This window comes from Aeromonas rivipollensis, assembly GCF_037811135.1.
Taxonomy (GTDB): Bacteria; Pseudomonadota; Gammaproteobacteria; order Enterobacterales; family Aeromonadaceae; genus Aeromonas; species Aeromonas rivipollensis.
In genome coordinates this window covers 2,242,547-2,257,060 of the sequence record NZ_CP149130.1, presented here as the reverse complement: position 1 = coordinate 2,257,060, position 14,514 = coordinate 2,242,547, and the positions used below count along the sequence as shown (strand labels likewise).

14 protein-coding genes are annotated in these 14,514 nt (G+C 61.0%); 8 read left to right on the top strand and 6 right to left on the bottom strand.

Going from position 1 to position 14,514, the window contains the following annotated elements; genetic code table 11:
* Positions 1-57: 57 nt before the first annotated feature.
* The 6 genes from WIR04_RS10315 to WIR04_RS10290 form a co-directional block, all read right to left on the bottom strand.
* Positions 58-279 (bottom strand): DUF2835 family protein, encoded by a 222-nt coding sequence (locus tag WIR04_RS10315; protein WP_338892390.1) that lies wholly within the window; start codon positions 277-279, stop codon positions 58-60.
* Positions 280-343: 64 nt separating this feature from the next.
* Positions 344-2,968: an aminopeptidase N gene (gene pepN / locus WIR04_RS10310; RefSeq protein WP_338892388.1), complete on the bottom strand. Its 2,625-nt coding sequence runs from the start codon at positions 2,966-2,968 to the stop codon at positions 344-346.
* Between the two features lie 139 nt (positions 2,969-3,107).
* Entirely contained in the window at positions 3,108-5,120 is a 2,013-nt protein-coding gene (gene prc, locus WIR04_RS10305; RefSeq protein WP_025327007.1) for a carboxy terminal-processing peptidase, read from the bottom strand.
* Between the two features lie 8 nt (positions 5,121-5,128).
* The gene (proQ, locus tag WIR04_RS10300) at positions 5,129-5,767 is read right to left on the bottom strand and encodes an RNA chaperone ProQ (protein ID WP_025327008.1); all 639 of its coding nucleotides are present in this window, start codon (positions 5,765-5,767) and stop codon (positions 5,129-5,131) included.
* A 101-nt stretch (positions 5,768-5,868) separates the two neighbouring features.
* The gene (locus WIR04_RS10295) at positions 5,869-6,327 is read right to left on the bottom strand and encodes a GAF domain-containing protein (protein WP_005329612.1); all 459 of its coding nucleotides are present in this window, start codon (positions 6,325-6,327) and stop codon (positions 5,869-5,871) included.
* Positions 6,328-6,438: 111 nt separating this feature from the next.
* Positions 6,439-6,897, bottom strand: a complete 459-nt coding sequence (locus WIR04_RS10290) for a hypothetical protein (RefSeq protein WP_338892386.1) — start codon at positions 6,895-6,897, stop codon at positions 6,439-6,441.
* A 281-nt stretch (positions 6,898-7,178) separates the two neighbouring features.
* Between WIR04_RS10290 and ccoN the strand changes: the two genes are divergently transcribed.
* The 8 genes from ccoN (at position 7,179) to WIR04_RS10250 (ending at position 14,484) form a co-directional block, all read left to right on the top strand.
* Positions 7,179-8,603: a cytochrome-c oxidase, cbb3-type subunit I gene (gene ccoN, locus WIR04_RS10285; protein ID WP_025327010.1), complete on the top strand. Its 1,425-nt coding sequence runs from the start codon at positions 7,179-7,181 to the stop codon at positions 8,601-8,603.
* Between the two features lie 16 nt (positions 8,604-8,619).
* Positions 8,620-9,234, top strand: a complete 615-nt coding sequence (gene ccoO, locus WIR04_RS10280) for a cytochrome-c oxidase, cbb3-type subunit II (protein WP_025327011.1) — start codon at positions 8,620-8,622, stop codon at positions 9,232-9,234.
* Between the two features lie 11 nt (positions 9,235-9,245).
* A complete protein-coding gene (locus tag WIR04_RS10275; protein WP_005329633.1) occupies positions 9,246-9,425 on the top strand; it encodes a cbb3-type cytochrome oxidase subunit 3 in 180 nt (59 codons plus the stop codon).
* A complete protein-coding gene (gene ccoP / locus WIR04_RS10270; RefSeq protein ID WP_041204268.1) occupies positions 9,425-10,402 on the top strand; it encodes a cytochrome-c oxidase, cbb3-type subunit III in 978 nt (325 codons plus the stop codon). The genes WIR04_RS10275 and ccoP overlap by 1 nt, the downstream gene beginning before the upstream one ends.
* 125 nt (positions 10,403-10,527) lie before the next feature.
* Positions 10,528-11,016 carry a FixH family protein gene (locus WIR04_RS10265; protein WP_307765388.1) on the top strand — a complete coding sequence of 163 codons (489 nt, stop codon included), beginning with the start codon at positions 10,528-10,530 and terminating at the stop codon, positions 11,014-11,016.
* An 89-nt stretch (positions 11,017-11,105) separates the two neighbouring features.
* Complete coding sequence (locus WIR04_RS10260) at positions 11,106-13,490, top strand: heavy metal translocating P-type ATPase (RefSeq protein WP_338892383.1); 2,385 nt, start codon at positions 11,106-11,108, stop codon at positions 13,488-13,490.
* Between the two features lie 135 nt (positions 13,491-13,625).
* Entirely contained in the window at positions 13,626-13,814 is a 189-nt protein-coding gene (gene ccoS, locus WIR04_RS10255; RefSeq protein WP_338892381.1) for a cbb3-type cytochrome oxidase assembly protein CcoS, read from the top strand.
* On the top strand, positions 13,798-14,484 hold the full coding sequence (locus WIR04_RS10250; RefSeq protein WP_338892379.1) for a sulfite exporter TauE/SafE family protein: 687 nt from the start codon (positions 13,798-13,800) through the stop codon (positions 14,482-14,484). Before ccoS ends, WIR04_RS10250 begins: the two co-directional genes overlap by 17 nt.
* Positions 14,485-14,514 lie beyond the last annotated feature (30 nt).

The following is a 14,514-nucleotide window of genomic DNA, read 5'->3' as shown; positions in this document are numbered from 1 at the left end:
CCTTTCGAGGCAGGGGCCACCGGGATGAACGGCGCGCTCTTGGATGGTGAGCTGCCTTCAGGAGAGCCTCTCCAGGCGAACAAAACGGTGATCATCCTGGGTAACCAGCCGAAAGTGACCGTGCACCCCGCTGACGCTGACAAAGGAGCGGATCTTTTCCAGGCCCAGCTCTATGGTCAACCCCTGCTCGGTGCGCACCACCAGGCGTCTGGCCTGGCCCTGGTACATCAGCATGATCTCGTCGCGGCCAAGGGCCAGCCGAAAGGTGTACTGCCTCATTCCCCCCTCCTCTTGATGAAAAACGGGCAGGAGAGCCTGGCTCCCCTGCCCGTGACCAGCACGCTTACTGCGCCAACGCCTTGCTTACCTTCTCGAACAGATCCCGTGCCAGCCCCTCGAGGTTGGCCAGGCGGGTCAGCTCGGCGCGGATCAGCGTCTTGCGCCGCTCATCCAGTCGCTTGAACTGGATGAGCGGCGTGATGAGGCGGGACGCCACCTGGGGATTGACCTCGTTGAGCGCGATCAAGAGATCGGTCAGGAAGCGATAGCCGCTGCCATCCACGGCATGGAACTGCACCTGGTTGTTCATGGCAAAGCTGCCGACCAGGGCCCGCAGCCGGTTCGGGTTGCGGATGCTGAAGGTGGGATGGGCCATCGCCTGCTTCACCTCATCCAGCACGTCGGCGGCAGGCTTGCTGCCCACCAGGCGCAACCAGTTGTCCAGCACCAGTCCGTCATGGGCCCACTTGCCTTCGAAGTCCGCCAGCAGCGCGCCGCGGCACGGCAGCAGATGGTTGTTTGCCACCAGCAACGCCGCCAGGGTGTCGGTCATGTTGTCGGCCGCCGCGTATTGCTCGCGCACCAGCACATCGGCCTGCTCCGCAGCCAGGGCCGCCAGATAACCGAGCACCACGGCCTTGAGGGCACGCTTGGCGGTGTCAGCATGGATCACCCTGTAGCCCGTCAGCCGCAGACCCTCATAGGTGCTGGCCAGCCGGGCACCAAAGGCGTGGGCCAGCGAGGTGTGGATCTCGTTACGCACCCGATGGATGGCGTCGATATCGGCCACCTCGAACAGCTCGGCCAGGGTCGCCTCACCGGGCAGCGCCAGGATCTCCGCCTTGAGGGCCGAGTCCAGCCCGGATTCGTCCAGAATGGCGACAAAGGCCGCCAGCAGGGTTGGGGAGAGCTCAACCCCCTGCCCTTGCTGCACCCGTGCCACTCCGTCGATGACCGCCTTGTTGATCAGCATCTGGGCCGCATCCCAGCGGGCAAACTCGTTGCGGGCAAAGCGCATCAGGAAGGCCAGCGCCTCGTCGCTGTAGTCATAGTGCAGCTTGACCGGCGCGGAGAAGTCCCGCAGCAGGGAGGGAACCGGCTTGACCTGCACCCGATCGAAGAGGAAGGTCTGCTCTTCTTCCAGCACGTCGAGCACGTTGCCGATGGCCTTGCCCTGGTATTGCAGCGCAATGGCAGCCCCCTGCTCGTCATAGAGCTCGATGTCGAGGGGAATGTGCAGCGGCAGTTTTTGCGGCTGATCCTGGGTCGGCGGGGTGTGCTGGCGCACGTGGAGGCGATAGACGCCGCTGGCGGCATCGTAGTCGTCGGTCACGGTCAGCTCGGGGGTGCCGGACTGGCTGTACCAGCGACGGAAACGGCCGAGATCCACACCGGAAGCATCTTCCATCGCCTGCACGAAGTCATCGCAGGTGGCGGCCGAGCCGTCGTGGCGCTCGAAGTAGAGGCGCATGCCGGCCTGGAAATTATCCTCACCCAGCAGGGTGTGCAGCATGCGGATCACTTCCGACCCCTTCTCGTAGATGGTCAGGGTGTAGAAGTTGTTCATCTCGATCACCACATCCGGGCGGATGGGATGGGCCATGGGGCCGGCATCTTCGGCAAACTGCGGGCCGCGCACGGTACGCACGTTGTTGATGCGGTTGACCCCGCGCGAGCCCAGGTCCGAGGAGAACTCCTGATCCCGGAATACCGTCAGCCCCTCTTTGAGGCTGAGCTGGAACCAGTCGCGGCAGGTGACGCGGTTGCCGGTCCAGTTGTGGAAGTATTCGTGGGCGATGACCCGCTCTATGCCGTGGTAGTCGCCGTCGGTGGCGGTGGCCGGGTTGGCCAGCACGAACTTGGAGTTGAAGATGTTGAGCCCCTTGTTCTCCATGGCGCCCATGTTGAAGAAGTCCACCGCGACGATCATGTAGATGTCGAGGTCATACTCGAGGCCGAAACGCTGCTCGTCCCAGCGCATGGCGTTGATCAGGCTCTCCATGGCGAAACCGGCGCGATCGAGGTTCCCCTTGTCGACGAAGATCTCGAGGGCCACCTTGCGGCCGCTACGGGTAGCGTAGCTACCCCGCTCCACGTCGAAGTCACCGGCCACCAGGGCAAACAGGTAGCTCGGCTTGGGGAAGGGATCCTGCCACTGCACGAAGTGGCGGCCGCCGTCCAGCTCGCCGCTGTCGACCTTGTTGCCGTTGGAGAGCAGATAGGGGTATTTGGCCTTGTCGGCGGTGATCCGGGTGCTGTAACGGGCCAGGATGTCGGGCCTGTCCAGGTAATAGGTAATGCGGCGGAACCCTTCGGCCTCGCACTGGGTGCAGTAGGCGTCGCCGGACTTGTAGAGTCCCTCCAGCGCCGTGTTGACGGCGGGATCCAGATCCGTGACTATGGTCAGCACGCACTCGGCGGGCAGGTTGAACAGGGTCAGGCTGCTCTCCCCCTGCTCGAACCGGGTGTAGGGGACACCGTCCACGCTGACGCTGTGCAAGACCAATCCTTCCCCATCCAGCACCAGGGGCTCGTTGTGCTCGCCGCTGCGGCGCAGCCGGGAGATGGCGGTTACCCGGGTCAGGGGCTCCTGCAGCTGAAAATCGAGATCGATGCTGTCGATCCAGTAGAGGGGCGCCCGGTAATCCTGGCGATACTTGGCCGTCATGGCCTGGGAGTGATCGGTCATTATTGTGTGCTTCCACGCGTTGTTATCAACGTGTCAGAGGCTGTCACAACGATCCCGCAGGGTCAAATAGTTTGCATTCAGCCAAAAGAGAGGGCGACCTGAGTCGCCCTTGTATTCATGTGGATGCCACCCTGGACACTCAGCCCTTGCTGAGTCTCGCCAGATCCGCCGTGATGTTTGCGGCTTCGATCTGATACTCGTCGGGGGCCTCGAAATCGGCAGGCAGTTCATCCAGGCTCTTCACCGTCGGCTTGCCAAGGCGGGTCAGTCGCTCGTTGGCTCGCGCCAGCGCCTTCTCGTCCTGCTTGGCCTGATCCGCCAGTCGCTCGGCTTCGTTCAGGGAGACCGACTTCTTGTCCTTGTCCGCCTGATACTCCTTGATGTCCTGCATCACGTAGGCAAATTCAGGATCCTTGGCGATCCGCGCCTCGTGAGCCGACTTCAACTTGGGCAGCAGACTGGAGAAGTCCCCCAGCTTGTCGTAACTGGCCGAGGCTATCTTGTCCCAGGGCAAGGCGTTGAACTCCCGGCTCTCCCCGGTCTCGTCCGGCGAGACGGCGGTCGGGAAGTTGATGTCCGGCGCCACCCCCTTGTTCTGGGTGCTGCCGCCATCGATCCGGTAGAACTTGGCGATGGTGTACTGCACGTGACCCAGCGGCTGCTCGTAGAAGTCGTAGACCTTGGCGAGGCTGCGATGCTGCTGCACAGTGCCCTTGCCGAACGAGTTTTCGCCGAGGATCAGGGCGCGGCCGTAATCCTGCATGGCGGCGGCGAAGATCTCGGAGGCCGAGGCGCTGTAGCGGTCGATCATCACCGACATGGGGCCGCCGTAGTAGACGTTGCCGTCATCGTCGCCATTGACCGTGATACGGCCCATGTGATCACGGATCTGCACCACTGGACCGCTGGCGAAGAAGAGACCGCTCAGGGCCGAGGCTTCCGTCAGGGCACCACCGCCGTTGCCGCGCAGGTCGACGATGAGGCCATCTATCTTCTGCTTGTTGAGGCTGGAGAGCTCCTTGATGACGTCGTCATGGAGATTGACGTAGAAGCTCGGGATCTCGAGTACCCCTATCTTCTTGCCTTCGGCGTTGATCACCTTGGACTTGGCGGCCCTGTCTTCCAGGCGCACCTTGTCGCGGGTCAGCTCCACCAGCTCGGTCTTGGCGGTCGCGCCCTTGCCGCGCTGGATCTCCAGCTTCACCTTGCTGCCCTTGGGCCCCTTGATGAGTTCGACCACGTCGTCGAGACGCCAGCCGATCACATCGACAATCTTGCCATCGTCCTGTCCCACCCCGGTGATCTTGTCATCGGGTTTGAGGTGGTTGGACTTGGCCGCCGGGCCGCCGGGCACCAGGGAGCGGATGACGGTGAAGTCATCCTCGGCCTGCAGCACGGCACCTATGCCCTCCAGCGAGAGGTTCATCTCGGTGTTGAAGCGATCGGCGCTGCGCGGCGAGAGGTAGCTGGTGTGGGGCTCGATGGCACGGGCGAAGGAGTTCATGAAGAGCTGGAACACATCCTCGCTCTCGGTCTGGGACATCCGCTTGATGGCGTTGTTGTAACGCTTGCCAAGCAGCTCCTTGATCTCGGGCCACTCCTTGCCGCTGAGCTTGAGGCTCAGGGCATCGAACTTGACCCGTTGACGCCACAGCTCGTTGAGCTCGGCCTCGTCTTTGGGCCAGGGAGCCCCTTCCCGATCGAAGATGTAATTGTCAGGCTGGGTGAAATCCAGGGGAGTGTCGAGCAGTTTGAGGGCGTATTCGAACCGCTCGTAACGCCGCTGCTGACTCAGGTTGAACATCTCGTAGGCCGGAGCCAGACGCCCTCTCTCGAGGTCGGTGTCAAAACCGGTACGGTACTTTTCAAAACGGCTGATGTCAGAGGCCAGAAACAGGTTGCGGCTGTAGTCCAGATTCTCCAGATATTTGTCAAATATCACGGAGGAAAAGGCATCGTCCAACTTGAACTGTTTGTAGTGAGAGCGGGTAAACAGATTGGCAATTCGCTTGCTGGCCGTAGCATGTTGGCTCTCCTGAGCCAACACAGGCAAATCACTTTCCTTGAGCACCGGCTCGATGGCCTGTGCGAGCCCGGCGAGCGCCAGGCTACAGGCAACGAGGGAAAAACGAATCACGCCATGCTTCAACATTCGTCTCCTTAGAGAACCAGATGCTCGAACTTGACCCGCAACATCATGCCGGTCTGCAATTGAACCTGTACGTCATCCTTGGTCACTTCCTTGATGGTCGCAGGCACAGGAGACTTGCCCAGCACGACGCGCACGCCTTGATCCACTTTCAGGGTGGCGGCATCCACTTTGACCAGAGGAGCATCGGCTACAGGCGCGGCCTTGGGAGCGGACTTGGGCTTGTCGGAGCGAGGGGCATCGGCCTTGCGCGGCGCGTTGCGGCGCGGCTGCTTGGGCTTGTCTTCCTTCTCCTTGGTGTTGGTGCGGCGGCTGGCAAAGACACGCTCTTTGCTCTCCTTGAGGGCCTGTTTGGCATGTTCGATGTGCTCTTCGGTCAGCAGCTCACCGGGGTTGCCATCCAGATCGACACGGGCCTGGCCAGCCTTGAGGCCATGCAGGTAACGCCAGCTGGAGGTGTATTGACGCAGAGCAGAGCGCAGCATGGTCTTGGAGACTCTCTCGTCATCAGCAAGACGCGCGGCCAGATCCTGGAAGATGCCAATCTTGAGTGGCTTGGCCTCTCCTTCAGCGATGAAGCAGGCCGGGAATTTCTCGACCAGGTAGGCAACGATCTCTTTACTGTTCTTCAGCTTTTCAGTGTTTTCCATGTATAACCTTGGCTTTCATATAGACGCACGGGCATGCCCGAACACAACAAAGGCCCTATTATAGAGAGCTTGGGACCTTTTGCGAACCATCTAGCAATGACTTAGAGCATGCTTTCCAAAATTTGCACCGTTTCTTCGAGGCCAATCCGGTCCTCCTGGTCGAAACGGTTAAAAATCGGACTATCCACGTCCAGCACCCCGATGATCTCACCACCGCGACGCAGCGGAATCACGATTTCAGAATTGCTGGCGCCGTCGCAGGCGATGTGACCCGTGAACTGATGTACGTCATCCACCAGCTGGGTCTTGCCCTCGGCCACCGCCGTGCCGCAGACACCGCGGCCCACCGGAATGCGCACGCAGGCCGGCTTGCCCTGGAAGGGGCCGAGCACCAGGGTTTCCCCTTGCAACAGATAAAAACCGACCCAGTTGATGTCAGCCAGCTCCTGATTGAGCAGGGCAGACAGATTCGCCAGGTTGGCAATCAGGTCGGGTTCACCCTCCAGCAGCGCCTGGGCCTGCTGGTTGAGGGTGCGATAAAATGCTTGTTTTTCAATCATGATTAAATGAACTTCACTCCTTGATAATGAATGCAAGGTACCGACCTGCCTGAAAAATTCAAATCAAATTTCACTTCTCCCCCCTCCTGGGCCGCAAACAGCGGCTTCCTGTCAGTGTGAAACCCCCAGCGCCAGTTGCTGGCGCTGGCCATTGCTCCACTCGATATTGAGCAGCCACTCCATGGCCTCAGTGGTGCAGCTCCCAACCTGAGCGGCCCCCTGCCAGCCCCCCTCCTTCGCCTCGAGTTGCACCGGGATGAGCCCCATGAACATGGTCTTGCCCTCCAGCCAGGCCTTGATGGGGGTGATGGCGGGGGATCCCCCCTGAAGGCGCAACACAAAGTCATGTTCAGGGCGGATCGGCAAGCCGTCTATGCTGGCCGTCAGGGGCTTGCCACCGACGAGAAGGGGACAACTGCTGTGGGACAGATCACAAATCTGATCATTTGTTGCCGTCGCCACCCCCCTCGGCGGGCCCGAAAACCAGGTCCGATAGGCCATCAGGGAGAGCAAAATGGCCAGCACTATGGTCAAGTGCACGATTTTGCGTGAAGTGAGTCTCTCTTTCATGAAAAAACAGCCCTGTAAGGTACTTTAAAAATGCGATTTTCGTGATCTTGCGCAAGGTAAAAACTGGCGGACACGAGACCCGCTGGAGCCAAATATATCACTGTTTGTACTGTTATTTTACCGGTCAGTTCAGTATCATTCTCAATGAATTTTCATTTAACCACCTTTTGCTTTTCCTTTTATTAACAGGTGTTAACGAGAGGATTCTGCAAATCAGGGGTGAAAATGGTCCCGAACACCGGGCAAAAAACAAACAACAGCATCGGAAGCGGAATACAACGATGAGCCATACAACAAACCACCCTGAGTACAACTACACCGTTGTACGCCAGTTCACCGTCATGACGATTGTCTGGGGAATTGTCGGTATGTCGGTTGGTGTACTGATCGCAGCCCAGTTGATCTGGCCTGCCCTCAACTTTGATACCCCCTGGCTGACTTACAGTCGCCTGCGTCCCCTGCACACTAACGCGGTCATCTTCGCGTTTGGTTGCAGTGCCCTGATGGCCACCTCCTTTTATGTGGTGCAACGCACCTGCCAGGTCAGACTGTTCGGTGGCAAGCTTGCCTCCTTCGTGTTCTGGGGCTGGCAGGCGATCATCCTGTCTGCCGCCATTTCGCTGCCGCTGGGATACACCACCTCCAAGGAGTATGCCGAGCTGGAGTGGCCCATCGACATCGCCATCGCCGTGGTCTGGGTGAGTTACGCCATCGTCTTCTTCGGCACCCTGGTCAAACGCACCACTTCCCACATCTATGTGGCGAACTGGTTCTTTGGTGCCTTCATCGTCACTGTGGCCGTGCTGCACATCGTCAACAACATGGAAGTGCCGCTGTCCGGCATGAAGTCCTACTCCATGTATTCCGGTGCCATGGATGCCATGGTGCAGTGGTGGTACGGCCACAACGCGGTCGGTTTCCTGCTGACGGCCGGCTTCCTGGGGATGATGTACTACTTCGTGCCCAAGCAGGCGGGACGCCCGGTCTACTCCTACCGTCTCTCCATAGTGCACTTCTGGGCGCTGATCTCCCTCTATATCTGGGCCGGCCCGCACCACCTGCACTACACCGCCCTGCCAGACTGGGCCCAGTCACTGGGCATGGTGATGTCCCTGATCCTGTTCGCACCCTCCTGGGGCGGCATGATCAACGGCATCATGACCCTCTCCGGTGCCTGGCACAAACTGCGCTATGACCCCATACTGCGCTTCCTGATCGTGTCCCTGTCGTTCTACGGCATGTCCACCTTCGAAGGCCCCATGATGGCGATCAAGACGGTCAACGCCCTCTCCCACTACACCGACTGGACCATAGGTCACGTCCACTCCGGTGCCCTGGGCTGGGTTGCCATGGTTTCCATCGGCGCCGTGTACCACCTGATCCCGAACCTGTTCGAGCAGGGCCGCATGTACAGCATCCGCCTCATCAACGTTCACTTCTGGCTGGCGACCGTGGGCACAGTGCTCTACATCGTCTCCATGTGGATTTCCGGCGTGATGCAGGGGCTGATGTGGCGTGCGGTCAACGATGACGGCACCCTGACCTACAGCTTCGTGGAAGCGCTGCAGGCTTCTTATCCCTTCTACTTCGTGCGCTTCCTGGGTGGCTGCTTCTTCGTCACCGGCATGTTGCTGATGGCCTACAACGCCTATCGCACCATCACTGCGCCCAAGGGTTCCCTGGAACCCGTCGCACAGCCAGCATGATTGAAGAGGTCAAAGCATGAGCAACAATAATCGTCACGAGATCTTTGAAAAGAGCGTACCCATGCTGGTGATAGGCATCATCTTTGCCATCAGCCTGGGGGGCCTGGTCGAAATCACCCCGCTGTTCTTCCAGAAACAGACCACAGAGCCGGTGGAGGGCCTCAAGCCCTACACCGCCCTGCAGATGGAAGGGCGCGACATCTTCATCCGCGAAGGCTGCACCGTCTGTCACAGCCAGATGATCCGTCCGTTCCGCGCCGAGACCGAGCGTTACGGTCACTACTCGGTCGCCGGCGAGAGCGTGTGGGAGCACCCCTTCCTGTGGGGCTCCAAGCGTACAGGCCCGGATCTGGCCCGGGTCGGCGGTCGTTATTCCGACGACTGGCATCGCGCTCACCTGATCAACCCGCGGGACGTGGTGCCCGAGTCCAACATGCCCGCCTTCCCCTGGCTCGACACCAACGTCCTGACCGGCGAGCTGACCGGCAAGAAGCTGGCGCTGTTCCGGGACAACTTCGGCGTGCCTTATACCGATGAGGACATCAAGGGGGCGAGCGATGCCGTGAAGGGCAAGACCGAACTCGATGCCCTGGTGGCCTATCTGCAATCACTGGGTCATGCCCTGAAATAAGGAGTCGGGATATGGATTACGGCACATTTCGCGGCCTGTATACCCTGCTGCTGATGATCATCATGATCGGCATCATCGTCTGGGCTTACAGCAAGCGCCGCAAGGCCTCCTTCGACGAGGCTGCCAACCTGGTTTTTGCCGACGACGAGCAACCCAGTGCTGATAACAAGAACGCAGGAGCGAAGCAATAATGAGCACTTTGTTTAGCATTTTTGTGACCGTCATAAGCTTGGGCACCATACTCGGCTGCTTCCTGCTGCTGATGTGGTGCATGAAGGACAAGATGGGCTCCCCCGAGGGTCAACCCATGGGGCACACCTTCGACGGTATCGAGGAGATCAACAACCCGCTGCCGAAGTGGTGGTCCTACATGTTCCTCTTCTTCATCGTGACCGGTCTGGTCTACCTGCTCGCCTTCCCTGGCCTCGGCAACTTCAAAGGCCTGCTGGGCTGGCAGAGTTCCAACCAGGACGTTCGCTCCCTGGCCGAATCCAAGGCCGCGGTGACGTCTGCCAAGGCGGAAGGCCTCGCGGTCGAGTATGATCGTGAGCTGACCAAGGCCGATGAGGTCTATGGCGCCAAGTTCCGCGAGCTGACCTACCAGGCCGACGGCAAGAGCTACAAGGAGATCACCGAGATCGCCAAGGATCCGGAAGCCCTGAAAGTGGGCCAGCGTCTGTTCCTGCAGAACTGCTCCCAGTGCCACGGCTCCGATGCCCGCGGCGGTCGCGGTTTCCCGAACCTGACCGACAGCGAATGGCAATGGGGCGGTCAGCCTGACCAGATCAAGACCACCATCATGGGCGGTCGTCAGGGGGTCATGGCCGCCTGGGGCGAGATCCTGGGTCAGGATGGGGTGAAGGAGGTTGCCTCCTATGTGCTGAGCCTGTCCGGCCGCAAGGTCGATCTGGTGGAAGCCAAGAAGGGGGAAGCCCGTTTCGCCATGTGCGCCGCCTGTCACGGTCCGGATGCCAAGGGCGGTATCGCCTTCGGCGCACCGGATCTCACCAACAACACCTGGTTGTATGGCGGCTCTCGTCAGGTGGTCGAACAGACCATCACCCATGGTCGTCACGGTGTGATGCCGGCCTGGAAGGATATACTGGGAGAAGACAAGGTCCACCTGCTGGCATCCTATGTCTATAGTTTGTCCCACCAGGCGCAGTAAAATAAGCAGTAACATGTGATAAGCACGTGATTACGCAGCAAAAAGCCTCGACTCTTCGAGGCTTTTTGTTATCTTGTGTTGGCAAGAATCCCTCCATTTCGTTAACCATATGTTTCGGTAGCACCATGACTCAACCCTGGTATCGCCAGTTCTGGCCCTGGTTCATCATCGCCCTCCCCTGCGCCGCCGTGATCGGCAGTATTGCCACCGCCATCATCGCCAGCCAGGATGGGGTCAACCTGGTGGCGGAAGACTATTACAAACAGGGCAAGGAGATTAATCAGGATCTCAGCAAGTTCGATCGCGCCGAGGCCCTCGGTATCCGCGTCGAGCTCTCGGTCAGCGACAAGGAGCTGACCTTGAAGCCCCTGTCGGGGGAGATCCCCGCCGGTCAGGCACTGCACCTCTCCCTGTTCCACCCGACCCTGGCAGGTCGGGACAGCGATCATCTGCTCACTGCCGATGGCAAGGGGGTCTATCGTCTGATGCTGGACCAGCCCCTCACCGGCAAGTGGCACATCCGGGTCGATGCCTTCAATCACGAGTGGCGCCTGCAAGAGACGGCGCAACTGCCGACCAAGGCCCCCTTGGAACTCGATCCCAAGGGACGCTGAGCCCTTGATGAGCGGTAACGTTCATCCAGGCATGACGGCGTCCTCCCTTATCTCGCCCACAAGGGCAGCTCCAAAGAGGGATAATGATCATGACCGGCTGTTTTCACTGTGGTGAACCGGTTCCCACTGGCAGTAACTTTACCCTGGAGATCAAGGGGATAGTGCAACCCATGTGCTGCCCTGGCTGTCAGGCAGTGGCACAGACCATTCTCGAATGCGGCCTTGCCAGTTACTACGAACACCGCACCGCCCCAGGTATCAAGGGGGAGCTGGTTCCGAGCGAGCTCGCCGCCCTCACCCACTACGATCTGGCCGAGGTGCAGCAGGAGTTCATCACCGAGACGGGCACCCTGCGGGAGATCCGGCTCAGCGTGGAGGGATTGACCTGCGCCGCCTGCGCCTGGCTCATCGAGCGCCACCTGATGGGGTTGCCGGGGCTGCACTATGTCAACGTCAATACCACCACCCACCGCGCCCGCATCAAGTGGGACCCGGACAAGCTCTCGTTAAGCGACATCCTCAAGGGGTTCGCCAAGATAGGCTACCGCGCCTACCCCTTCCAGACCCACAGCCAGGAGGCCCTCTACGCCCGCGAGGTGCGCAGCTACATGTTCCGCATGGCGCTGGCCGGCCTCGGCTCCATGCAGGTGATGATGTGCGCCGTGGCGCTCTACATGGATCTCTTCATCAGCGTCGAGGAGGAATTCATGATCTACTTCAAGTGGATAAGCCTGCTGCTCTCCACCCCCATCATGATCTACTCGGCCCAGCCGTTTTACGCAGGGGCCTGGCGCAGCCTGAAACAGGGTCACCTCTCCATGGATGTCTCTGTGTCGCTGGCCCTCATCGGCGCCTTCGTCGCCTCCATCTGGGCCACCGTCTTCAACACGGGTGAGGTCTATTACGACTCCATCACCATGTTCGTCTTCTTCCTGCTGCTGGGCCGCCTGCTAGAGCTCAGGGCGAGGCGCAAGGCATCCGAGTCCAGCTCCAACCTGGCGCGCCTGGTGCCCATCATGGCCACCCGCATCGATGCAGATGGCGAGCACGAGGTGGCCGCCAAGACGCTGCGGGTGGGGGACAGGGTCCGGGTGCTGGCCGGTGCTACCCTGCCCGCCGACGGCATCATCACTTTGGGGCAGGCCAGCCTCAACGAAGCCATGCTGACCGGCGAGCAGCTGCCCCTGCTCAAGCAGGCGGGGGATCCCGTCTTCGCTGGCACCATCAACACGGATGCGCCTCTCGAGATCCGGGTCAGCCACCCCATCGAAGAGTCGCGCCTCGCCCAGATCATGCGGCTGCAGGATCACGCGCTGGATGACAAACCCGCCATCGCTCAGCTGGCGGATGTGCTTTCACGCCATTTCATCCTGGTGCTGCTGTTCATCGCCGCCGCCGTCTGGACCTTCTGGCACTTCCATGCGCCGGAGCGGGCCTTCTGGGTCACCCTGTCGGTGCTGGTAGCCACCTGCCCCTGCGCCCTGTCGCTGGCGACCCCGACGGCGCTCACCTCGGCCACCGCCCACCTGACCCGCAGCGGCATACTGCTGCGCCGTGGCCATGTGCTGGACATCTTGACCAAGGCCAACCGGGTGGTGATGGACAAGACCGGCACCCTGACCACGGGCAACATCAGCCTGGTGGCCATTCAGCCCCTGGCCGGACTCGCTGAAACGGACTGCCTGGCCATAGCCCGCGCGCTGGAAGCCTACTCCGAGCACCCCATTGCCCGCGCGTTTCGCAGCCAGGGGGCAGAGGATGCCATGCTGCCGGCGGCCAGCGAGGTAACCCCCGTCATAGGCCACGGCATCCAGGGCAGGATCGCAGGCAAGCATTACCGCATCGGCAGCGCCCGCTGGCTAGCGCTGGCTGACGAGCAAGAGGCGACCCAGGGGCTGGCCATCTATCTGGCAGACGAGACAGGACCGCTCGCCCGCTTCACCCTGGCCGATACGGTGCGGGCGGATGCCGGTGCCCTGATCCAGGCCTTCAAGGCGGCCGGGCTGCAGACCACCATCCTCACCGGCGACAGCTCCCCTCAGGCCGACGCCGTGGCCCGTGAACTCGGGGTCGATGAGCTGGTGAAAGGGGTCACCCCCGATGGCAAGCTGGCCTACCTCAAGGCCCGGGAAGCGGCGGGAGACATCAGCATCATGGTGGGGGATGGCATCAACGACGCCCCCGTGCTGGCCGGTGCCCATGCCTCCTTCGCCATGGCGGGCGGCACGGATCTGGCGAAGAACAGCGCCGACGCCATTCTGCTGGCCGACGATCTCTCCCGCCTGCTGACTGCCCGTGCCCTGGCGCTGCGCACCCGCAGGATCATCCAGGAGAACTTCGCCTGGTCCATCGGTTACAACCTGCTAGTGTTGCCGCTGGCGGCGAGCGGCTGGCTGCCCCCCTATCTGGCGGCGGCGGGCATGTCCCTGAGCTCCCTCATAGTAGTAACCAACTCCATGCGCCTCAATCGATGAGCAAGTGCGGGAAAAAGCTGAAAATGTGGCCTGCCTCCGATGCAGGCCACATTTCTCGCTGATAGCGGCTGGCCCCCTGCCCGAACAGGGTTACCATGGGGGTCGATTGCCACGGATGAATGCAAGGTAGCCCCCATGAACATCATTTTTGTCCTGATCCCCATCGCCATCCTGTTCGTCATCATAGCGGGGGCCGTCTTCTTCTGGGCCATTCGCTCGGAGCAGTTCGAGGATCTCGACCGCCAGGGCTCCAACATACTGTTTGACGAGGAGCAAGCCACCACCAAGGGCAAGGATCAGCCGAGTGATGACAAGCAGCCTTGATCTGATGGGCGCCCTGCTGGTGGGACTGGCAGGCTCAGGCCACTGCATCGCCATGTGCGGCGGCGTCTCCGCCGCCCTCTCCATGGCCATCCCCGCCGGGAAGCAGCACTTCTGGGGACGCCTTGGCTACCTGCTCAACTACAACCTGGGGCGGATCCTGAGCTATGTGCTGGCCGGCGCCCTGGTGGGTGGACTGCTGGCCACCACCAGCGAGCTCGGGGCCGGCAAGCACGCCATCGCTGGCTTGCGCCTCATTGCGGCCCTGCTGATGATAGCCCTCGGCCTCTATCTGGCGGGCTGGTGGCAGGGGATACTGCTGTTGGAGCGGCTCGGCGCAAAATTCTGGCCCATCATTAAGCCGCTGGCTGGCAAGTTCATCCCCTTCACCTCGGCCTGGCAGGCGCTTCCCTTTGGCATGGTGTGGGGCTGGCTGCCCTGCGGTCTGGTCTACTCCATGCTGACCTGGAGCGCGGCGGCAGGCTCCGCCGGTGGCGGCGCGCTCATCATGCTGAGCTTTGGTCTTGGGACCCTGCCGACACTGTTCGCCCTGGGGGGGCTGGCAGACAGATTGCGCTACTGGTTGACCCTGCGCAGCCTGCGCCTCGGCGGGGCCTTGCTGCTCATTGCCTATGGCTTGCATACCCTCTGGATCGGGCTGGCATCCTTTTGAAACCCTATCCAAAACGGATGAGTTGGTGGT